The organism is Microlunatus endophyticus, assembly GCF_014646195.1.
In the GTDB taxonomy this organism is placed as follows: Bacteria; Actinomycetota; Actinomycetes; order Propionibacteriales; family Propionibacteriaceae; genus Microlunatus; species Microlunatus endophyticus.
On the sequence record NZ_BMMZ01000004.1, the window covers coordinates 411147 to 430491 of the forward strand.

The 19345-nt window shown below is 66.8% G+C and carries 20 protein-coding genes; 8 read left to right on the forward strand and 12 right to left on the reverse strand.

Going from position 1 to position 19345, the window contains the following annotated elements; translation table 11 throughout:
• Nucleotides 1–5: 5 nt before the first annotated feature.
• Both IEY07_RS10950 and kdgD read right to left on the reverse strand, forming a co-directional pair.
• On the reverse strand, nt 6–1301 hold the full coding sequence (locus tag IEY07_RS10950; RefSeq protein WP_188895364.1) for an enolase C-terminal domain-like protein: 1296 nt from the start codon (nt 1299–1301) through the stop codon (nt 6–8).
• Between the two features lie 26 nt (nt 1302–1327).
• Nucleotides 1328–2245, reverse strand: a complete 918-nt coding sequence (kdgD, locus tag IEY07_RS10955) for a 5-dehydro-4-deoxyglucarate dehydratase (protein WP_188895365.1) — start codon at nt 2243–2245, stop codon at nt 1328–1330.
• A 68-nt stretch (nt 2246–2313) separates the two neighbouring features.
• Here kdgD and IEY07_RS10960 point away from each other — a divergent pair, with 68 nt between their 5' ends.
• Entirely contained in the window at nt 2314–3093 is a 780-nt protein-coding gene (locus tag IEY07_RS10960) for an isoprenyl transferase (protein ID WP_188895366.1), read from the forward strand.
• Between the two features lie 9 nt (nt 3094–3102).
• Here the strand turns inward: IEY07_RS10960 and IEY07_RS10965 are convergent, their stop codons facing one another.
• From IEY07_RS10965 to IEY07_RS10980, 4 genes are read right to left on the reverse strand one after another with little or no spacing between them, the layout of a single operon-like run.
• On the reverse strand, nt 3103–3501 hold the full coding sequence (locus tag IEY07_RS10965; protein ID WP_188895367.1) for a Fur family transcriptional regulator: 399 nt from the start codon (nt 3499–3501) through the stop codon (nt 3103–3105).
• Between the two features lie 12 nt (nt 3502–3513).
• On the reverse strand, nt 3514–4515 hold the full coding sequence (locus tag IEY07_RS10970) for a metal ABC transporter permease (protein ID WP_373288833.1): 1002 nt from the start codon (nt 4513–4515) through the stop codon (nt 3514–3516).
• Nucleotides 4515–5333 (reverse strand): metal ABC transporter ATP-binding protein, encoded by an 819-nt coding sequence (locus IEY07_RS10975; RefSeq protein ID WP_188895368.1) that lies wholly within the window; start codon nt 5331–5333, stop codon nt 4515–4517. The genes IEY07_RS10970 and IEY07_RS10975 overlap by 1 nt, the downstream gene beginning before the upstream one ends.
• 31 nt (nt 5334–5364) lie before the next feature.
• A complete protein-coding gene (locus IEY07_RS10980; RefSeq protein WP_229669955.1) occupies nt 5365–6318 on the reverse strand; it encodes a metal ABC transporter substrate-binding protein in 954 nt (317 codons plus the stop codon).
• A 115-nt stretch (nt 6319–6433) separates the two neighbouring features.
• Between IEY07_RS10980 and IEY07_RS10985 the strand changes: the two genes are divergently transcribed.
• Both IEY07_RS10985 and IEY07_RS10990 read left to right on the forward strand, forming a co-directional pair.
• Nucleotides 6434–6895 carry a hypothetical protein gene (locus tag IEY07_RS10985; RefSeq protein ID WP_188895370.1) on the forward strand — a complete coding sequence of 154 codons (462 nt, stop codon included), beginning with the start codon at nt 6434–6436 and terminating at the stop codon, nt 6893–6895.
• Nucleotides 6892–7197, forward strand: a complete 306-nt coding sequence (locus IEY07_RS10990) for an antibiotic biosynthesis monooxygenase family protein (RefSeq protein WP_229669956.1) — start codon at nt 6892–6894, stop codon at nt 7195–7197. The genes IEY07_RS10985 and IEY07_RS10990 overlap by 4 nt, the downstream gene beginning before the upstream one ends.
• Nucleotides 7198–7301: 104 nt before the next feature.
• Here the strand turns inward: IEY07_RS10990 and IEY07_RS10995 are convergent, their stop codons facing one another.
• A complete protein-coding gene (locus tag IEY07_RS10995) occupies nt 7302–8084 on the reverse strand; it encodes a maleylpyruvate isomerase N-terminal domain-containing protein (protein ID WP_188895371.1) in 783 nt (260 codons plus the stop codon).
• Nucleotides 8085–8225: 141 nt separating this feature from the next.
• Here IEY07_RS10995 and IEY07_RS11000 point away from each other — a divergent pair, with 141 nt between their 5' ends.
• Both IEY07_RS11000 and dusB read left to right on the forward strand, forming a co-directional pair.
• Nucleotides 8226–9614 carry a glycine--tRNA ligase gene (locus IEY07_RS11000; RefSeq protein ID WP_308422931.1) on the forward strand — a complete coding sequence of 463 codons (1389 nt, stop codon included), beginning with the start codon at nt 8226–8228 and terminating at the stop codon, nt 9612–9614.
• A complete protein-coding gene (gene dusB, locus IEY07_RS11005) occupies nt 9611–10777 on the forward strand; it encodes a tRNA dihydrouridine synthase DusB (protein ID WP_373288828.1) in 1167 nt (388 codons plus the stop codon). Before IEY07_RS11000 ends, dusB begins: the two co-directional genes overlap by 4 nt.
• Before the next feature lie 17 nt (nt 10778–10794).
• Here dusB and IEY07_RS11010 read toward each other — a convergent pair whose 3' ends face one another.
• Nucleotides 10795–11013 (reverse strand): HepT-like ribonuclease domain-containing protein, encoded by a 219-nt coding sequence (locus tag IEY07_RS11010; protein ID WP_229669957.1) that lies wholly within the window; start codon nt 11011–11013, stop codon nt 10795–10797.
• A complete protein-coding gene (locus IEY07_RS24710; protein WP_373288829.1) occupies nt 10950–11300 on the reverse strand; it encodes a nucleotidyltransferase family protein in 351 nt (116 codons plus the stop codon). The genes IEY07_RS11010 and IEY07_RS24710 overlap by 64 nt, the downstream gene beginning before the upstream one ends.
• Nucleotides 11301–11618: 318 nt before the next feature.
• On the opposite strand from IEY07_RS24710, the gene IEY07_RS11020 reads away from it, so the two are divergent.
• Complete coding sequence (locus tag IEY07_RS11020) at nt 11619–12386, forward strand: ABC transporter ATP-binding protein (RefSeq protein ID WP_188895374.1); 768 nt, start codon at nt 11619–11621, stop codon at nt 12384–12386.
• Nucleotides 12371–13909 (forward strand): hypothetical protein, encoded by a 1539-nt coding sequence (locus IEY07_RS11025; protein WP_188895375.1) that lies wholly within the window; start codon nt 12371–12373, stop codon nt 13907–13909. Before IEY07_RS11020 ends, IEY07_RS11025 begins: the two co-directional genes overlap by 16 nt.
• Nucleotides 13910–13915: 6 nt before the next feature.
• On the opposite strand, the gene IEY07_RS11030 is transcribed toward IEY07_RS11025, so the two are convergent.
• On the reverse strand, nt 13916–14533 hold the full coding sequence (locus tag IEY07_RS11030) for a TetR/AcrR family transcriptional regulator (protein WP_188895376.1): 618 nt from the start codon (nt 14531–14533) through the stop codon (nt 13916–13918).
• 50 nt (nt 14534–14583) lie between these two features.
• On the opposite strand from IEY07_RS11030, the gene IEY07_RS11035 reads away from it, so the two are divergent.
• Nucleotides 14584–15051 (forward strand): DUF805 domain-containing protein, encoded by a 468-nt coding sequence (locus tag IEY07_RS11035; RefSeq protein ID WP_188895377.1) that lies wholly within the window; start codon nt 14584–14586, stop codon nt 15049–15051.
• Here the strand turns inward: IEY07_RS11035 and IEY07_RS11040 are convergent.
• Together IEY07_RS11040 and IEY07_RS11045 are read right to left on the reverse strand one after the other, a co-directional pair.
• Nucleotides 15017–18829 (reverse strand): ABC transporter ATP-binding protein, encoded by a 3813-nt coding sequence (locus IEY07_RS11040; protein ID WP_229669958.1) that lies wholly within the window; start codon nt 18827–18829, stop codon nt 15017–15019. The two genes, IEY07_RS11035 and IEY07_RS11040, sit on opposite strands and share 35 nt — an antisense overlap.
• Nucleotides 18826–19293, reverse strand: coding sequence for a MarR family winged helix-turn-helix transcriptional regulator (locus IEY07_RS11045; protein ID WP_188895378.1), 468 nt, complete (start codon nt 19291–19293; stop codon nt 18826–18828). The genes IEY07_RS11040 and IEY07_RS11045 overlap by 4 nt, the downstream gene beginning before the upstream one ends.
• Nucleotides 19294–19345 lie beyond the last annotated feature (52 nt).

A 19345-nucleotide genomic window follows, 5' to 3' on the forward strand; every position in this document is an offset into this window, starting at 1 on the left:
GCGGGCTACCAGATCGGCAGTTTGGGTGCGGTGAAGTCCGGGTGCACCTTGCGCATTGCGGTCGCGTCGTCGCGACGGTGGAATTCCGGATACTCGGTCCAGCGCTGATGCAGCCGGGCCAGGCTGTCTCGGTCGAGCTCAATGCCCAGGCCCGGGGTGTCGGTGACCGGCAGCCGTCCGTCGGTGAAGGTGTGCGGGCGGGTGATCACGTCCTCGGCCTGCCACGGCCGGTGTGAGTCGCAGGCGTAGCGCAGGGTCGGGATGGTCGCGGCCACCTGGGTCATGGCGGCCAGGCTGATGCCCAGGTGGGTGTTGGAGTGCATCGACAGGTCGACGCCGAAGGTGCGGCAGGTCGCCGCCAGCTCGCGGGTGGCGAGCAGCCCGCCCCAGTAGTGGTGGTCGGACAGCACCACCTGGACCGCGCCGGTCCGGAACGCCTCGGGGATCTCCTCGAAACTGGTCACGCACATGTTGGTCGCCAGCGGCAGCGAGGTCTTCGCGGCCACCGCCGCCATCCCGGGCGTGCCGACGGTCGGGTCCTCGAGATATTCGGCGATCCCTTCCAGCTCGGCCGCGACGGCCAGGCTGGTCGGAACGGTCCAGCCGCCGTTGGGATCCAGCCGCAGCGGTTGCCCGGGGAAGGCCTCCGCCAGCGCCTTGACGGCCGCCACCTCCTGGGCAGGCTCGAACACGCCGCCCTTGAGCTTGAACGAGGTGAAGCCGTAGTCCGCGGCCATTCGCTGCGCCTGCGCGACCACCCCGGCCGGATCGAGCGCCGCGCCCCAGTCGTCGGTGGGGGTCTGGAACGCATAGCCGTCCGCGGGATGTTCGGCCCAGCGGTAGAAGAGATAGGCGCTGTATTCGACCGTGTCGCGGACCTTCCCGCCGAGCAGTGCGTGCACCGGCAGACCGGTCTCGTGCCCGAGGGCGTCGTACATCGCCACCTCGAAAGCCGACGCCACACTGCTGGCGATCTTGCCCAGTGACCGGCTGCCGCGCAGCCCCTCCGCCTGGACCGTGTTGTCGATCCGCGCCAACTCCACACGCTCGGCACAGTCGCGGACGGCCGCCGGCAGCAGATCGGGATTCAGCACGCTGTTGATCAAGGTCGGCGCGAATGCCTCGGCGAGCTTGAGATAATCCGTGTCACCGTAGGTCTCGCCGACCCCGACGACACCGGAGGCGGTCTCGATCTCGACGATCGTGCGCGGCGTGTACGGCTGGTGCACCCCCTGCACATTGAGTAGCGGAGGGTCGGCGATCAAGATCGGAGTGACACGGACGGCGGCTATCGAGAACAACGTTGTCTCCTTTGAAACGAGCAGAATCAGTTCTTGATCTTGGAGATCAGGGTCTCCAGCTCGGCGAATTCCTGGTCGTCGAGATCACGCAGCGGTGGCCGTACGGGTCCGGCCGGGTGACCGACCGCTCGGACGCCCGCCTTGACGATGCTGACCGCATAGCCCTTGCCTCGATTGCGCAACTCGATGTAAGGCAGCACGAAATCGGACAACATCCGGTAGACGGAATCATGATCATCAGCCTGGACCGCGGCGAAGAAGTCCAGCGCGAATTCGGGGACGAAGTTGAAGATCGCCGAGGAGTAGGTGCTCAGCCCGAGCTGTTTGTACGGCAGCGCGAAAACCTCGGCGGTCGGCAGCCCGCCGATGTAGATCAATCGCTCCCGCATCCGGGCATAGATCTGGGTCATCTGTTCAAGATCACCGATGCCGTCCTTGACCCCGATCAGATTGGGGCAGCTGTCGGCGAGCCGCTCGACGGTGCCGGCCGCATAGCGGGCGTTGGCGCGGTTGTAGATGATCACACCCAGCGAGGTCGCCCGGCAGACCTGCTCGACGTGGGCGGCCAGACCGTCCTGTTCCGACTCGGTCAGATACGGCGGAAAGAGCAGGATGCCGTCGGCGCCGGCCTGCTCGGCACCGCGTGCCAACTCGGCCGCGGTACCGGTGTCCCGGCCGGCCGGCGCCAGGATCGGTACGCCGTCGGGCGCGCTCTGCACCGCGGCATCGACGACGGTGAGCACCTCGGCGGGTGTGAGGGAGAAGAATTCGCCGGTCCCGCCGGCCGCGAAGAGTCCGGCCACCGGATGCGCGGCCATCCGCTCGATGTGCGCGCGGTAGGCGTCCGGGGCGACGGCAAGGTCATCGGTGAAATGCGTGACCGGGAAGGACAGCAGCCCGCGCGGGATCGCGGCGGCAAGATCTCGGGGTGCGTAGTCACTCATCCGTCGGCACTCACAATCGTCGTCCTCCTTACACGGTCCTTCACGGAAGCGGAGATAGGGTCGAGGCCGTGAAGAAGCCCGTGCCGCCGAAGCCGCATCCGTCGGGGGTCCGCCCGCCCAAGATCGCCAAGGACAAGGTACCGAACCACGTTGCGATCGTGATGGACGGTAACGGTCGCTGGGCCAAAGCGCGCAACCTGCCGCGTACCGAGGGACACGCGGCTGGCGAGGCGTCCCTGTTCGACGTCATCGAGGGCGCCATCGAGATCGGCGTGAAAAACCTGTCGGCCTATGCGTTCTCCACCGAGAACTGGCGCCGTTCGCCCGACGAGGTGCGCTACCTGATGGGCTTCAATCGCGACGTGATCCACCGCCGACGTGACGAGTTGGATGCGATGGGCGTACGGGTCCGGTGGGCCGGTCGCCGACCGCGGCTGTGGCGGAGCGTGATCAACGAGCTGGAGACCGCCGAGCAGCAATCGGCCGACAACACGGTGCTGACCCTGCAGTTCTGCGTCAACTACGGCGGACGGGCCGAAATCGTCGATGCCGCCCGGCGGATCGCTGAGGAGGCCGCGGCCGGCCGGCTCGACCCGGCCAAACTCACCGAGGCACGGTTCCGCCGCTACCTGGACGAGCCGGACATACCCGACGTCGATCTGTTCGTCCGATCGTCGGGGGAGCAGCGGACCTCGAATTTCCTGGTCTGGCAGTCGGCCTACGCCGAGATGGTCTTCCTGAACCGGCTGTGGCCGGATTTTGATCGCCGCGATCTCTGGCACGCGATCGAGTTGTACGCCGACCGGGACCGCCGCTACGGCGGGGCGGTGCCCAACAAGGTCCGCTGACCACGCGCCTCAGCAGTCGGAGCAGGTGCCGAATATCTCCAACTCGTGGTTGACGTCGCGGAAGCCGTTCTTCTCCGCGATCGACTTGGCCCAGCGTTCCACGGTCGGACCGGTGACCTCGACTGTGCGCCCGCAGCTGCGGCAGACCAGGTGGTGATGGTGGCCGCCGGAGCACCGCCGGTAGCTCATCTCCCCGTCGGCGTTGCGGATCGCGTCCACCTCGCCGCTGTCGGCCATCAGCTGCAGTGCGCGGTAGACCGTGGTCAGCCCGACTCCGGCATCGGCATGCCGCAACTCGTCGTGGATCTGTTGTGCAGTGCGGAAGTCATCGCCCGCGCTGACGATCTCCTCCACCGCCGTACGCTGGCGGGTGCGCCGTTGGGCGGTGTGGTTCCTGGTTGCTGTCATGATCTCTCCCGGTCAGTGTTCGTCGTAGTGATCACGGTGGACGGCGTGCCGATGACCGTCGTGGACGTAGTCGACATGATCTTGGTGGATCACGGCCTGATGATCACAGTCCGGATCGCCGTGGTGATGCGGATGGGTGCCGGTCAGCACATGAGGCGTCGGGATCTCGGAGTGATCTGCCGGCTCGGTGATGATCACCGGTGCCGTTCTTCGTCTGGCCAGCAGCGTGGAGATCGGCCAGCTGACCGCGAACACCGCGATCGCGAAGACCACGATCAACGCGCCCGGTGCGGCGTCGAGGTAGAAGGATCCCGCCGCTCCGCCGACCGAGACCAGCACCCCGATGCCCATCGCAGTGCCGAGTGCGGCGTAGAAACCGGGTACCAGATTCTGTGCAGCAGCGACCGGCACCACCATCAGGGCACTGACCAGCAGTAGCCCGACGGTCCGCATCGACAGCGTCACGGTGATCGCGGCCAGCACGACCACCACGATGTTGTAGAAGCGGGTCGGCAGTCCGAGCACCCGGGCGAAGTCCTCGTCCGCGCTGACGGCGAAGAGTTGCGGAGCCAGGCCGATCGTCGGCACCAGCACCACGACCGCCAGGATCCCGATCAGCACGAGATCACCGGAGGTCACCGACGTCAGCGAGCCGAAGAGGTATTGCGACAGCGCCCCGGTGCCGCCGCCGGCGAAGGCCGACATCAGTACGCCTGCTGCAAGGCCGCCGTAGAAGAGGATCGCCAGCCCGACGTCACCGGTGGCCTTGCCCCGCTGCCGGAGCACCTCGACCAGAACGGCGCCGGCGACACAGACCACGACGGCGACCGGGATCGGCGCTTGCCGGGTCAGCAACGCCAGTCCGACACCGGCGATTGCGACGTGGCCGAGGCCGTCGCCCAGCAGGCTGAGTCGGCGCTGGACGATGTAGCCGCCGATGGCGGGGGCGAGCAGCCCGGTCAACAGCGCGGCCAGCAGGGCTCGCTGCATGAACGGATAGCTGAGGATGCCGATCATGATTCCGCTCCGCTCCTGAGGTCAAGGGGACCGGCGACGTGCGGCCCGGATCCCCGCTGCGGTCCATCGGCCGTCTCGTGTTCGTGGCCACCGTGCTGGGTCCGATGATGATCATGGAGCTCGGCGGCCGAACGGGGCAGCTCCCCGTCATGGACGACGCGGCCCTCGCGGAGCACGATCGCCCGGTCGACCAGCGGGGCGAGTGGGCCGATCTCGTGCAGGACGACCAGGATCGCCATCCCGCGACGCAACAACTCTGCCAGCACGTCGGCCAGGATCTGCTGGTGTTCCAGATCGACGCCCGCGGTCGGCTCGTCGAGCACCAGCAGGTCGGGCCGGGTGGCCAGTGCCCGGGCGATCAGCACCCGCTGCTGCTGGCCGCCGGACAGATGCTGCATCTCCGCCGACGCCCGGTCGGCCAGTCCGACGACCTCGAGCGCCTCCTTTGCTGCCTGTCGGTCGTCGCGGGTCGGCGGCAGGAACGGCGGTCGGTGGCCGAGCCGCCCGGAACCGACGATCTCGCTGACTTTGGCCCGGGTGAGATTGATCGTGGACCGTTGCGGCACGTAGCCGACCCGCGACCAGCGCTTGAAGTCGTCCAGGTCGGTGCCGAAGAGGGTGATCGTGCCGCGTCGCAGCGGCGTCAGACCCAGCAGGGTGCGGACCAGGGTGGACTTGCCGGAGCCGTTGCCACCCAGCAGGGCGACGGTCTCCCCGCTGTGCACGGTCAGCGAGATGCCCCGCAGGATCGGCAGGCCGCCAAGCTCGACGGAGACGTCGTCGGCCCGCAGCACCGGATCGCTGGTCAGTTCCATGACGTGTCCATTCTCAGACTTGTTCCCGTTCTCAGCTGCACTCGTTGGCCCGCTGCAAGGCCGTCAGATTCGACTTCATCACGGCGATGTAGTTGTCGCCGCGGGACTGGCTGGTGATGCCCTCGATCGGGTCAAGGACGTCGGTCCTGAGGCCGAGATCACCGGCGATCGATCGGGCGATGGCGGGGGAGATCAATGTCTCGTAGAAGATCGTGGTGACCCCGTGGGTCTTGGCCAGCTGTTGCACCTGGGCGATCCGGGCCGGCGAGGGCTCGGTGTCCGGGCTGAGTCCGGTGACGCTGATCTGCTGCAGTCCGTAGCGTTCGGCGAGGTAGCCGAAGGCGGCGTGGGTGGTGATGAACTCCGTACGCTTGCAGGTCGCCAATCCGGTCCGGTATTCCGCGTCCAGGGACTTGAGCTGGGTGATCAATCCGGCCGCGTTGCGGTTGTAGTCGGCCCGGTGAGCGGGATCGATCTGGTCCAGCCGGCGATCGACCGCCTGGGTGATGGTGATCATGTGGCTGGGGTCGAGCCAGACGTGCGGATCGAGGTTGGTGGTGCCGGCCCGGTCGTCCGGATCGTCGTTCTCCTCGCCCAACGGGCCGTGGTCCTCCAGCGGGACGAAGTCGGCCGTGTCCAGCAGGTTGTCCTTGCCGTGGGCGTTGCCGTTCTCGGCCACCGCATCGTCGACCGCCGCCTGGAAGTAGCGCTGGTAGATCACCAGGTCCGCGTCGTAGATGCTGGCCACCTGCCGCGGAGTCAACTCCAGATCATGGGGTTCGGCGCCCGGCTTGGTAAGGCTGGTGACGTGCGCGTGCGGCCCGGCGATCCGCTGCGCCACGAACTGGAACGGGTAGAAAGCCGTCACGATCAGCAACTGGCCCGGCTTGGCTCCTGCTGCGGCTGCGCCGGTTGCGCACGCGCTGGTCGCGAGCACCGCCAGCACGGCGATCAACCCAGCGAGCGCGCGCGGGAACCTCCTCATGAAAACCATTTTCATTTCAGGGTGGTCCGAAGTCAAGTCGACGCCGAACCGCGGTGAACCCTCACACCGTTAACCTGCTGAACACGTGGATGGTCGGGTCCATCAGGAGGTTGATATGAAGAAGGCAGTCATCGGGATCGCCATGAGCATCCTCGCCCTGGTCGGCGTCGCGGTCGACGCGCCGGCCGCGTCGGCAGGCACGATCCAGAAACATCTTCCCCCGGGGTGGCAGTGGACGACCCGTGCTGATTGCGAACGCGGCCGGTTGGTCGGATGGCATCGGCTCGCCGGGCCGTACGGCACCTATCAGGGCAGGGACTACTTCTACGTCCGGAACAATCGGCTCTGCGTGTTCACGGTCGATCACCTCGCCGGTGCCCACGTCATCGACCTCAGCTTCCGTACCTCGCACACTGGACCATACGGCTGGGACCTCGGCAATTACAACGAATACGCGGGTGCCGCCCGGGCGCCGAAGAATCGCTGCATCACCGTACAGGGAGAGGTCCAGGTCAAGCACCCTCGCTCGACCTGGGACTACAGCGAGAAGCCCTTCACCCGCTGCATCGGTAGTTGATCGATCCAGCCGTGATCGCCATCAGCCGATTCACCGTTCCCGAGAAGCGGGCTGACGAGTTCGTCGAGCAGGCGGACGCCGCGGTGGCGGTGTTCACGAAGGCAGATGGTTTCCTGAGTGCCGATGTCGCCCGCAATCTCGACGAGCCGACGCTGTGGACCATCACCACACGATGGAAGAACGTCGGCTCCTACCGCCGGGCACTCGGGTCCTACGACGCCAAGATGACCGTCGTACCGCTGCTGTCCCTGGCCATCGACGAGCCGTCGGCGTACGAGTCGCCGGAGAATCTACGGCTGTAGTGGCGGTGCTTGGTGACCAACAGCACCGTGACGATCGGCACGAAGAATTACCGGTACGCCGGCACGTATCACGTGCCCGGCAAGAACTGCTGGGCTCGTGCTCCCTACGGCATGCCCTGGCTGATCACCGCATCCAGGGCTCGCCGGGAGTCGGGGTCTCCGGAGATCTCTGCTGAGCCGGCGCGGCCCCACGCCCACAGGGCGAGGTCGACCACCGGGGCCCTGGCGGTGACCGTGGGCGTTCCGGAGATCGCCGGCACGGCGCGCGGCTCATCGAACTGGTTGCCCGACTCCGGTCCCGTGCCGAACCAGCGTCCCAGCTCGACCAACCATCGCTGGTCGGTGTCGGTGGCGACGAATTCGCCGATCGCCTTCGGCTCGTACGTCGCCCAGTCGGCCATCCAGCCCCACATCACCTCGATCCCGTGGCCGATCGCTCCGGCTGCCACATCGGGTGCGATCGGGCCGGCCGCCAAGCCGGCTGCCAGCTCGGCATCGACCCGGTGCATGGTCGCCTCGTAGGTCTGCATCCGTCGGGTGAAGCCGACCGTCTGGTCCGGATCGAACCAGGACCAGCGCGGCTCTGAGTCGTCGAGTCGGCGCAGCTCGGCCACCAGCGATTCGGTGGCCTGCCGGCGCAGCGCCAGCGAGGCCGCGAGGCCGGTCGGGCGCTCCGGCTTCGAATTCTCGACCGCCTCGACGTCGGCCTCGGTGCGCGCGTCGCGGCCGAGGATGCCGGCCCAGAAGAGCTGGACTTCGGTCAGGTGCCAGAGCAGGTCGCCGGCAGTCCAATCCGGGCAGCTGGGCACCCGGGCATCGGAGGGTGCGTCCGCCAGGACTTCGGCGAACCTTTCGGATTCGGTCTCGATGATCGCTTCTCGGTCCATGTCCCGGACGTTAGTGCCAGGCACCGACACCGGCACGGGCCGTAATCGAATCGGATCAACCGGGCCCGATCAACTAGCCTGGGGCGTTGAGGAGCGGGCGCCAGCCGGGTGTCCGCAACCAGTAGTAAGTGGAGACCATCCGTGGCCAAGAGCAAGCTCGACGACGTCATCAGCCTGTGCAAGCGCAGGGGCTTTGTCTTCCAGTCCGGTGAGATCTACGGCGGCACCCGGTCGGCGTGGGACTACGGACCCTTCGGCGTCGAGCTCAAGGAGAACATCAAGCGCCAGTGGTGGCGCTCGATGGTGCAGAGCCGCGACGATGTCGTCGGCCTCGACTCGGCGATCATCCTGCCCAAGGAGGTCTGGGTCGCATCCGGTCACGTCGGCGTCTTCACCGATCCGTTGGTCGAGTGCCTGAACTGCCATCAACGCTTCCGCGCTGACCACATGCAGGAGGCGTACGCCGCCAAGCACGACGTCGCCGATCCGGAGACGGTGACCTTCGATCTGGTCAACTGCCCGAATTGCGGCACCAAGGGCAAGTGGACCCCGCCGCGGGACTTCAACATGATGCTCAAGACCCATCTCGGGGTCGTCGAGGACGAGTCGGGGCTGGCGTACCTGCGACCCGAGACCGCGCAGGGCATCTTCGTGAACTTCAACAACGTGCTGACCGTTGCCCGCAAGAAGCCGCCGTTCGGCATCGCGCAGACCGGCAAGTCCTTCCGCAACGAGATCACACCCGGCAACTTCATCTTCCGTACTCGTGAATTCGAGCAGATGGAGATGGAGTTCTTCGTCGAGCCCGGCACCGACGAACAATGGCATCAGTACTGGATCGACACCAGGACCGACTGGTATGTCGATCTTGGAATCTCCCGGGACAACCTGCGCCATTACGAGCACCCGAAGGAGAAGTTGTCGCACTACTCCAAACGGACGGTCGACATCGAGTACCGCTTCGAGTTCACCGGCAACGAGTGGGGCGAGCTGGAGGGCATCGCCAACCGGACCGATTTCGATCTTGGCACCCACAGCAAGCATTCGGGAGTCGATCTCTCGTATTTCGACCAGGCCAAGAACGAGCGCTACACGCCGTACGTGATCGAGCCGGCCGGCGGTGTGACCCGTTCGCTGATGGCCTTCCTGGTCGAGGCGTACGCCGAGGACGAGGCGCCCAACACCAAGGGCGGGGTGGACAAGCGCACGGTGCTGCGGCTTGATCATCGGCTCGCTCCGGTCAAGGCGGCGGTGCTGCCGCTGTCCCGCAATGAGCAGTTGTCGCCGAAGGCGCGTGATCTTGCCGCCGAGCTGCGCAAGCACTGGAACGTGGACTTCGACGACGCCCAGGCGATCGGTCGGCGCTACCGCCGCCAGGACGAGATCGGTACGCCGTTCTGCATCACGGTCGACTTCGACACCCTCACCGACGATGCGGTGACGGTTCGCGACCGCGACACCATGTCCCAGGAGCGGGTCAGCCTGGACAAGGTCGTCGAGTACCTCGCCCCCAAGCTCATCGGAGCGTGATCTTGGTTTCCACGATCCCTGAGCTTGCCGAAGGGGTGAAACCCCTGCGCCTTGGGCGTCTCGCCATCGACACGCCGGTCGTGCTGGCGCCGATGGCCGGCATCACCAATGCCGCGTACCGCCAACTCTGCCGGGAGCAGGGCGCCGGGCTGTACGTAGCGGAGATGATCACCTCCCGCGGGATCGTTGAGCGCGATCCCAAGACGCTGTCGATGTTGCAGTTCGATCCGGGCGAGACCGTACGCAGTGTGCAGCTCTACGGCACCGACCCGTACTACATGGCCGAAGCCGCCAAGATCCTCTGCGGTGAGTACGGCGTCGGCCACGTCGACATGAATTTCGGCTGCCCGGTGCCCAAGGTCACCCGCAAAGGCGGCGGTGCCGCGCTTCCGTGGAAGCGGGACCTCCTCGAGGCGATCCTGACGAGCGTGGTCAAGGCAGCCGAGCCGTACGGAGTCCCGGTCACCTGCAAGACCCGCAAGGGCATCGACGATGATCATCTGACCTATCGCGATGCCGGCCGGATCGCTGAGCAGTCAGGGATCGCCGCCATAGCCCTGCACGGCAGGACCGCCATGCAGCACTACTCCGGGCATGCCGACTGGGACGCGATCGCCGACCTCGTCGATCAGGTCAGCATCCCCGTGCTGGGCAACGGCGACATCTGGGAAGCCGCCGATGCGACCCGGATGATCATGCACACGAACGCCGCCGGCGTGGTGGTCGGTCGCGGCTGCCTCGGCCGGCCCTGGCTCTTCCGTGATCTTGCCGATGCCTTCGCCGGTCGTGCCACGCAGACGCTCCCGACCTCGGGCGAGGTCGCCGGAGTCGTACGCCGCCATGCCGAGCTGCTCGCCGGTCTGATGGGGGAGCAGCGCGGGGTGACCGACCTGCGCAAGCACATGGCCTGGTATTTCAAGGGATTCCCGATCGGTGGCGACCTTCGTCATGATCTTGGTACGGTTTCCAGCTTCAGTGAGCTCGATGATCATCTGGGCCGTCTTGATCCCAACCTGGCCTACCCGGTCGAGGAGCTCGGCAGGCCCCGCGGACGCCAGGGATCCCCGCGCGGCAAGGTCGCCCTGCCCGAAGGCTGGCTGGCCGACACCTGTGGACTCGATCTCGAACTCTCCAGCGCGGAGATCGGTGTCTCCGGGGGCTGAGTGATCAGTCCTCCAGGTCAGCCACGATCTGCCGTGATCGACTCCACATCGCCGGGAAGGGCTTGATCCAACGCCCTCCAGACGGTCCGGTAGTCGATGAGTTCGTACTCGTGCGCCATGACCTTGCGCATGCCCATGATCTTCCGCCGTTCGACTTCTGGATGTGCGCTGGTCAGGGCATCGGGCAGACGGGACACAGCCTCTCCGATGCGATGCAGCAGCGCTTCGGCGACCACCGGCACAGCATCCTTGATCCGATCGACCCGGACGCACCATCGGAGATCACATCGACAGGAACTCCAAGCAAGCTCTCCAGTACCTCGGTCAGTCCGATCTGGTCATACACCGTTGCCTCGTCGGAGAAGTGGATGAGCACGTCGAGGTCGGACGCGGTTGTATCCGAGCTGGCTGCGACTGAGCCGAACACCCGAATATCGCTGGCGTGAAACTCTCCGGCGACGGCGACGATCTCTTCCCGTAGCTGTTCCAGCAAGACCGACGGCAGGACCTGGGTTGCATCCACGGTGCGCGAGGGTGGAATCGCTGGGAGTCAGCGCATATACATTCCGCCCAGTGCTCGTCGATCACACGGGAATACTCCCCGCCCGGCTCCGGTTGTGCAGTTTGATCGGTGCGGGACAGTGTCCCCGGGCCCCATCTATTGCCCTCGCGGAATACCGTTCGGCTGGAACCGCGTCGCGCCACTCGCCGAGAGGCGACCGCCGTACCGGTCACAAACGTCGAGGGTCTGCGTTCCCGCGGGGACGCAGACCCTTCTGCGTTGCTGGGAGCCCGGCCGGCAACGATTGCGTCTCCTAGCCGCTCGTACTAATTTTTGACCGTGCGTACAAACCAGGCGGAAGAGGCGTTCCACCTTGACGGGTTGACCAAGCACTTCGGGGATTTCACGGCGGTCGACCAGGTCGGGTTGTCGATCCCGGTCGGATCGTTCTTCGGCCTGGTCGGTCCCAACGGCGCCGGCAAGACCACCCTGCTCTCGATGGCGGTCGGGCTCATCCGACCCGACTCCGGCACCTCGGCAGTCCACGGACATGATCTCTGGCAGGCGCCGAAGGAGGCCAAGGCCGCGCTCGGGGTGCTGCTGGAGGGCGACATGCTGCCGCGCCGGCTGACCGGTGCCGAACTGCTCACCTACGTCGGCCTGCTCCGAGGGATGAAGTCCGCAGAGGTCGCCGACCGCAGTGCCGAGGTGCTGCGTGCGCTGGACCTGGTCAGCGCTGCCGACGTCGTGGTCGCCGACTACTCGACCGGGATGCGGAAGAAGATCGCACTGGCCGCCGCGCTGTTGCACGGGCCGAGCGTCCTGGTGCTCGACGAGCCGTTCGAGGCCGTCGATCCGGTCTCCGCGGCAACCATCCGCTCGATCCTGACCGGCTATGTCGCCCGGGGTGGGACCGTCGTCTTCTCCAGCCACGTGATGGCGCTGGTGGAGCTGCTGTGCGATCGGGTCGCCGTGCTGGACGCCGGCCGGGTCGTCGCCCACGGGACCTTGGACGAGGTCCGCGGCGGCGGTTCGCTCGAAGACGCCTTCGCTCACCTGGTCGGAGCCCAACCCACCGCGGAAACCCTGTCGTGGTTCAGATTCTGATGGGGATGCGGGCCGCCGCCCTGCGCAACGCCCGCCAGTCACGGTTCGGCACCGTCGCGCTGTTGGCTGCCGGCGTCTTCGGTCTGTTGGTCGCCGTGTCGACGCTGCTGTTCGGCATCACCACATCGGCCAGGGGGACCGGCGGTGCCGCCCAGCTGGGGCTGCTCAGCCTGAGCTGGATGGCCGGTCGGATCGGATTCGCGGCCTTCTCCGGTGGCGATCCGGCAGTCCCGCTCGATCTCTTCCGGACCATCCCGGTCGGGCGCCGTATCCTCGCCAGATCGCTGGCGCTGCTCGGGTTCGCCGATGTGGCGACGGTTCTGCTCGGCATCGCACTGGCCGGCACGGTCGCGTACGGCTTCCGGCGGGACCCGGTCGCCGGTCTTGTCGGCATCCTCGGCACGGCGCTGACCTTGATCATGATCGGGCTGCTCGGGACTATCGTCGCTGCGGCGGTCCCGGTCGGTTCGCGTCGCCGCCAGGATCTGGGGACGCTGCTGTCGGCAGCGGTGATCAGCGGGGTCGTCGTGCTGGGCACCCTGATCCAGCCGCTGCTGGCGTTGCTGGCGGACGGACGCCCCCGGGCGCTGGTGATCATGGTCGAGATCCTGCCGAGCGGTTGGTCCGCAGATGCCACGTCGGCCGCAGCCGCCGGCCACCTCGCAGGCACCCTGCTCCCGCTCGCCGCACTGGCTGCCGGCTGCGCCGTGCTCTACCGCTGGTGGCCGTACGTCCTGGACGCGCGACTGCTGTCCCAGGCCACCTCGTCCCGGCACGTACGCTCCCGGTCGCGCCGCCGGGTGCTACCCGCAACTGCCACCGGTGCGGTGATATGCCGCGAACTCCGGCTGTGGATCCGCGATCCCAACCGGGCCGGATTCCTGCTCGTCGCGGTGGTCGTTGGGCTCGGCGTCTGCGTCGTTCCGTTGATCAGCCAGGGCACTCGGGTGCTGCTGCCGTTCGCCGGCTGCGGAACGGCCATCATCGCCGGTGCAGTCGCCGGCAACGGCTACGGTTTCGACGGCGCGGCGATGGCCGTCCTGCTCGACACCGGAGCCGAACGCGCCGACGTCCGCGGCCGTCAGCTGGCCTGGCTGCTGCTGCTCGGTCCCTACGCGCTCGCGCTCACCGTGGTCGGCGGGCTGCTCGGCGGGCAGCCCTGGGCGCTGCCGTGGTCCTATGGCCTGCTCGCGGCGATCCTCGGCGGGGCCGCCGGCGTCATCCCACTCAGCTCGGTGGTCGCCCCTCAACCCTTGGATGCCAACGGTTCGCCCGGCCCGACCTGGGTGGTCAAGACGTACGCGTCGATCGTCCTGATCGCGCTCTCGACCACCCCGACCCTTGCCGTGCTGATCATCGGGCGGGCGGTCGGCAGTTCCCTGATCACTTGGCTGGCTGTCGCGATCGGGGTGATCACCGGGACGGTCGCGATCATGGTCCTCGGTCGCCTGGCGGGCAGCCGTGCCGTGGCCGGCGGACCGGAGATCTACCAGGCGCTCTCCCAAGCAGGTTTCAGGAAATAGCGTTCCTCAGGATTTGATCATCCTCGTCACGAGAGTGATCAACTCCTCTCCGAAGCCGGCCACGTCCAGGTCTGGTTCGGTCTGCAGGCGATTGGTGACGGTATCGATCGACGCACGGATGATCACCGCTACCGTCCGGGGTGAGAACTCGGCGAACTCACCGGCCTGCTGGCCCTGGCCCAACAACTGCTCGAGGCTCGTCAGCGCATCCTGGTGCGAGGCCGCGAAGACCGCGCCCGCCTCGGGTGCGGTCCGGGCGTTCACCAGCACCTCGACCAGCGCCAGCGCCTCGTCGCGGTTCTGGTCCAGGTAGGCGATGTTCGTCGTGATGTAGGTCCGCAGGGCATCGGTGTAGGAGGTCGCATGTCCCATCTGGGCGGTCATGAACGCGGTCGCGTTGTCCAGGATGCGCCGCACGACTTCTTCGAGCACCTCGGACTTGGAGCCGAAGTGGTAGCCGATGACGCCTTTGCTGACCCCGATCTGTGTCGCGATGGAGGCCAGGGACGTCCCGGAGAACCCGTCCCGGGACAGCACCTGGACGGCAGCGTCGGTGATCTGCTCGCGTCGTGCCTGTTCCACGAAGGACCGCTTCTGCCCGTCCGGACGATTTGTTGACCGCATGGGCAAAAACCCTACCGCGCCGGACAACTGGGGGGAGTACCGTTCTGACCATGGGGACAGAAAGTTATCCGGCCGGTCAGATCGAGGGTCACGATAACGGCGGCGCACTCTACGGAGCGACCCCGCCGCAGGCGTGGCGACGTTTCGTCACGAGGTACGTCGTCTTCTCCGGCCGGGCGAGCCGGTCGGAGTTCTGGTGGTGGATGCTCGCGTTCGTCGTCGTGAGCATCGTGCTCTCGTTCGTCAACAAGGCGGTCGTCGGTCCGGCGCCGACCGATCCGGACCAGGTACTGCACTACACGCTGCAGACCTCGGTGCTCACGACGATCTGGTCGCTGATCAACTTCGTCGGTGCGGCATCGCTGACAGTCCGCCGTTTGCATGACATCGGCCGGTCCGGCTGGTGGTGGTTCATCCAGCTGGTCCCTGTCATCGGCTCGATCGTGATGATCATCTTCGTGCTGCTGCCTCCTCGGCAGCCGATCACAACCTCGCCGTCTGGTCCGGATCGCCGATGAAAGTCCGCCACAGCGAGGCGTAGCCGCCGTCCAGCCTCAGCAGGTCCTCGTGTGATCCGTCCTCTGCCACCTTGCCGTGCTCGATGTAGAGGATCCGGTCTGCCCGGGCTGCGGTGGTCAGCCGGTGCGCCACCACGATGGTGGTGCGTTCCTCGGCCAGCTGCTCGGTGGCCCGCGTGACCATCGCCTCGCTCCGCAGGTCGAGAGCCGCAGTGGCCTCGTCCAGCAGCAGGATCGCCGGCTTCACCAGCTCGGCCCGGGCCAGCGCGACCAGCTGTCGCTGACCGGCCGACAGGTTGCGGCCGCGCTCGGCCACCGGTGCCAGGTAGCCGCCGTTGAGATGGCTGATCATCTCGTGCGCACCGACGGCGCGCGCCGCGGCCTCGACCTCGGCGTCGGTCGCGTCCGGACGGCCGTACGCGATCTGCTCGCGGATGTTGCCCGGGAAGAGATAGCTCTCCTGCGGCACCAGCCCGATGTGCTGGCGGTATCGGGACAGTTCAAGATCACGAATGTCGTGATCATCGATCCGCAGATTCCCGTCGGTCAGGTCGTAGAAGCGCTCGACCAGCTTGACGATCGTGGACTTCCCGGCACCCGTCTCGCCGACCAGTGCAATGGTCTGGCCCGGCTCGATCACCAGGTTGACGCCGTCCATGGCCGGACGCTTGGCGCGCTCGTACTGGAACACCGCCTGCTCGAGGGTGATCTTGCCGTGCACCGTCTCCAGTACCACCGGATGCTCCGAGGGCGGGGTGGATGTCGGTGTGCTCAGCAGGTCGCGGATCCGCTGCAGACCGACCATCGCCTGCTGATAGCCGTCGAAGACCTGCGAAAGGTTCTGGATCGGGCTGAAGAGCAGATCGATGTAGAGCAGGTAGGCGATCAGGCCGCCCGCGGTGATCAAGCTGTTGTGGAACTGCGTCGCTGCCAGGCCGAGCACCAGGGCGCCGGCGATGTTGGACAGGAACTGCACGAACGGGAAGAACACCGAAACATAGCGCTGGCCCGTCACCCGGCTGCGCCGGTAGGCGTCGGAGAGGTTGGCGAACCGATCGGCGTTGAATTCTTCGCGGGTGAAGGACTGCGTGATCCGTAGGCCGGCGACGTTCTCCTGGAAGTCGGCGTTGACAATCGAGATCTGCTCGCGAGCGATCCGGTAGACCCGGGCGCTCATCCGCCGGAAGACCACCGTCGAGACCACCAGCAGCGGGACGACCAGCCCGACCACCATCATCAGCTTCAGGTTCAAGATCAACAGCGCGATCAGGATGCCGAAGAAGGACAACAGGCTGACCACCGCGGTGACCAGACCGGTCTGCAGGAAGGACGACAGTGCGTCGACGTCGGTCGTCATCCTGGTCAGGATCCGGCCGCCCATCTCGCGCTCGTAGTAGTCAAGACCGAGGCGCTGCAGGTGGCTGAAGATCTTGACCCGCAACGTGTACAGGAATCGTTCACCGGTACGACCGGTGATCCGCATCGAGCCGATCTGGATGACCCAGTCGATCAGCACCACCATCAGGGCCAGTGCGGAGGCGACCCAGACGGCAGACATCATCTGCCGGTTCACGCCGTCGTCGATACCGTTCCTGATCAGCACCGGGATCACCAGGCCGCACAGCGCATCGACCGCCACCAGCACCAGACCTGCGATGAACGGCAGCCGGAATTTCGCCAACAGGGTGCCGAGCCGGAAATGATCATCACTGGCGCGGGCGAATGCCGGGTCCACCTCCGGCTTGGCGTCGGCCGGCGGCAGCTTCTCCAGTGCGTCCAGCAGCTCCTTGGTCGGCGGCATCGAGGCCATGCCCGACATCAGCCCAGGCCCGCCGCCACGCCCGCCCATGCCGCCGCGACTGCCGACCCGGCTCAACCGGTCGGCCAGCAGCGGATCGTCCGCTCCGCCGGGAACCTTGGACTTGTCCCACAGCTCCGCCGTGACGCCGGTCGGGCCTGTGGGCTGCGGATCGGAGTCGACGAGGTCAGCCGAATCCGGCCCGGCCAGCAGCTCCCGGAACAGGGGCGAGCGCTGCTCGAGCTCGGCGAAGGTGCCGGTGTCGACGATCCGGCCGCCGTCCATCACCGCGATCCGGTCGGCCAGCTGCAGGGTCGACCGGCGGTGCGCCATCACCAGCGTCGTGCGGCCGTGCAACAACTCGTGCAACGTGTCGTGGATCTCCGCCTCGATCCGGGCGTCGATCGCCGACGTGGCATCGTCGAGAACCAGGATCTCGGGATTGGTCAGGATCGCCCGTGCCAGCGCCACCCGCTGGCGCTGGCCGCCGGACAAGGTCAGGCCCTGCTCGCCGACCACGGTGTCGTAGCCCTGGGGAAGCTCGGCGATGAAGTCGTGCGCCCGGGCCGCACGGGCGGCTTGCTCGACCCGCTCCCTGGAGGCGTCGGGACGGCCGTACGCGACATTGGCCGCGACGCTCTGGCTGAAGAGGAAACTCTCCTCCATCGCGGTGCCGATCGATGAGCGCAACGACTTCAGCGTCAGGTGGCTGACATCCTGGCCGTCGATCGTGATCGTGCCCTGCCAGGTGTCGTAGAACCGCGGCAGCAGGTGCGACACCGTGCTCTTGCCGGATCCGGAACTGCCGACGAGCGCCAGCGTCTCGCCCGGCTCGACCGTCAGGCTGAAACCGTCGAGGACCGGCTGGCCGGGCACATAACCGAAAGTGACGTTGTCGAAGTGGATCCGTCCCGGACCCGGCTGCAGCGGTCGCGCGTCCGACGCCTCCTTGATCTCCGGCTTGGTGTCGATCAGATCCAGGACGCGGATCACCGAGGCCCGGGCCTGCTGTCCGGTGGTCAGCAACATGCTCACCAGGCGCACCGGACCGGACATCTGGGTGACATAGGTGGAGAACGCCAGGAAGGTGCCCAGCGTCAGGTGACCGCGGATCGCCAGAAAGCCGCCCAGCGCGAGCACGCCGACGGTTCCCAGCTGCGGCACCGCCGACATCGCCGGGTTGAAGAAGCTGTTGAGCTTGATGGTCCGCACCCGCGCGCCGAAAAGCCGCTGGCTGATCCGGTCGATCCGGTTGAGCTCCTGCTGCTCCTGGCCGAAGCCCTTGACCACGCGCACCCCGGTGGTTGCGGCCTCGACCGCGCCGGCCAGTTCGGCTTCGTACTGCTGGGCGTACCAGCTGGCGGGGAAGAGCTTCGAACGGCTCCGGGTGCCCAGGATCCACAGCGCCGGCACCGTCGCCAACGCGATCAGGGCGAGCACCGGGGACAGCTTGAACATCACGGTGATCGAGACCACGAAGAGCACCAGGTTGCCGGTCATGTTCGGCAGCATCTGCAGCAGCGCCTGCACGATGTTCAGGTCCGAGATCGCCCGGCCGACGACCTGGCCGGTGTCCAGCTCGTCCTGGCGCTTGCCGTCCAGCTCGGTCATCGTGCCGAAGACGTCGGTCCGCATCGCGTGCTGGACGTCGACCGCCAGCTGGCCGCCCTTGAAACGGCGCAGATAGGTCAGGACGAAGACCACCGCCGAAGCGACGATCAACAGCACCAGCCACGGCATCAGCCGTTGGGTGGGTTTGAGAATGACGTGGTCGATGATCTCGCGCTGGATCAGCGGCAACATCACCATGATCGTCTGGCCGACAATCCCGGCGCCGAAGGCGATCAGAACCTGGCTCTTGAACCGCCAGCAATAGCCGGCGACCCGGCGGATCCAACGATCCGCGGCCCGGCCGGTCACGCCGCCCATGGCGGCCGTCGTCGTGGTGGCGGGTTTTTCGGTCGTGAGCGTCTGCGTCACGCGCGGGCAACTCCTTCAAGTCGATCGGTGCTGGGGGGATAGGTGCTGTTCAGTCGTACGACCCGTGCCGCCTCGAGGTCGGCAAGCAGGGTGCGCAACGCATCCGGGTCCGGCGCGTCGTCCAACAGTTCGGTGAATTTGGCGGTGTAGATCCGCTCGGTCTCGGCCAGTGCTTGCTCGCCGGAAGCCGTGAGGTAGAGCCGTACGACCCGGCGGTCGGCCTTGTCGGTCTCCCGGACCAGATAGCCGGCACCGACCAGCCCGTCGGCCAGCGCAGTGAGCGTGGGCTTGCGGACGGCCAATCGCTCGGCCAGCCGGGCGGCGCGCTCGCCGCCCGCTGCGGCTCGGCGCATGATCCGAAATTGCGAGGTCGTCAGCGGGGCCTCCGTCCGCTCCAGCACCCGGGCCAGCCACAAGGTGGCCTCGACCGCAGACAGCAGATCGGGGTCCAGGTCGGGGGTCATGGTTAGACAGTCTAATAGTTAGTGCGCCTTTTGGTTAGTCGGGCTCTGTACG

Coding starts and splice junctions, on each gene's coding strand:
- IEY07_RS10975 (WP_188895368.1), bottom strand. CDS start 5,333: ATGGAACTGACCAGCGATCCGGTGCTGCGGGCCGACGACGTCTCCGTC.
- kdgD (WP_188895365.1), bottom strand. CDS start 2,245: ATGAGTGACTACGCACCCCGAGATCTTGCCGCCGCGATCCCGCGCGGG.
- IEY07_RS10980 (WP_229669955.1), bottom strand. CDS start 6,318: ATGAGGAGGTTCCCGCGCGCGCTCGCTGGGTTGATCGCCGTGCTGGCG.
- IEY07_RS10995 (WP_188895371.1), bottom strand. CDS start 8,084: ATGGACCGAGAAGCGATCATCGAGACCGAATCCGAAAGGTTCGCCGAA.
- IEY07_RS11045 (WP_188895378.1), bottom strand. CDS start 19,293: ATGACCCCCGACCTGGACCCCGATCTGCTGTCTGCGGTCGAGGCCACC.
- IEY07_RS11035 (WP_188895377.1), top strand. CDS start 14,584: ATGGGGACAGAAAGTTATCCGGCCGGTCAGATCGAGGGTCACGATAAC.
- IEY07_RS10965 (WP_188895367.1), bottom strand. CDS start 3,501: ATGACAGCAACCAGGAACCACACCGCCCAACGGCGCACCCGCCAGCGT.
- IEY07_RS10985 (WP_188895370.1), top strand. CDS start 6,434: ATGAAGAAGGCAGTCATCGGGATCGCCATGAGCATCCTCGCCCTGGTC.
- IEY07_RS11030 (WP_188895376.1), bottom strand. CDS start 14,533: ATGCGGTCAACAAATCGTCCGGACGGGCAGAAGCGGTCCTTCGTGGAA.